The sequence below is a fragment of the Oleiphilus sp. HI0066 genome (genome assembly GCF_001635725.1).
The window spans coordinates 1-791 of the sequence record NZ_LWFH01000701.1 but is presented as its reverse complement, the minus strand read 5'-3'; the positions used below and the strand labels follow the sequence as shown (position 1 = coordinate 791).

Annotated in this window: 1 protein-coding gene; it reads right to left on the bottom strand. The window is 46.6% G+C overall.

Features of this window, described 5'->3' with window-relative positions; translation table 11 throughout:
- On the bottom strand, positions 1-791 hold a 791-nt coding region (locus tag A3738_RS08760), incomplete at both ends, for a molybdopterin dinucleotide binding domain-containing protein (protein WP_304440090.1).

Here is a 791-nt window from a genome sequence, read left to right as displayed (position 1 = left end):
AGCTCGCTCATATTCTTGCGCCTCTGAATGCGTGAATACGCCGTAAACTAATGATTGGTCGCGCGTCGCAAAACGATTCATTCCATTTTGATGCTGATAGGAATAACGCTCATGCACATCCTGATAAACCGCATTCAGAGCTGAACCAAGCGTGGTGCTTTTTTCTTTGCACGCAAATCGGTAAATCATGCCGCCACGGACTTTTGCTTTCGACCACACATAAAACTGCGCATCTAGCCATTGAATCGGAAGCTCGTCTAGACTAAATAACTCGCCGTATTCAGCCATCTCGACCGGTGAAAGCGCAACAGCCGCATGTTTCAATTCTGGCTGCCCAGAAATGGGGTCTCTTGCATCTGTATATAGCTTTGAAATTGCCGATGATGAAGACCATGTTGTACCCCAATGAATGGGTACAAATAACTCACCTCGACGTAATCCATCATCGATTACGACTGGTAACACGACCTGATCAGCGTCTGAATTCACGGCAGAAGTGACCGACACATAGGCACCCTGTTCAAGACTTAAATCTTTGGCATCTTCTGGGTGAATCGCTATATATGCGTTCGCAGTATGCTGGCTCAATTGTGCGCTCACACCAGTACGTGTCATGGTGTGCCATTGGTCGCGCAATCTTCCAGAGTTCAACACAAACGGAAAGTCTTCACTAACTGCCTGCTCAGGAGGACGGAACTGCACCGCAATACAGTTTGCTTTTTGAGACAGAGTAAAGAACTTTCCATCTTCAAATAATCGTTTAGTGCCCTTTGGGTTCTCGTCGTTTATGG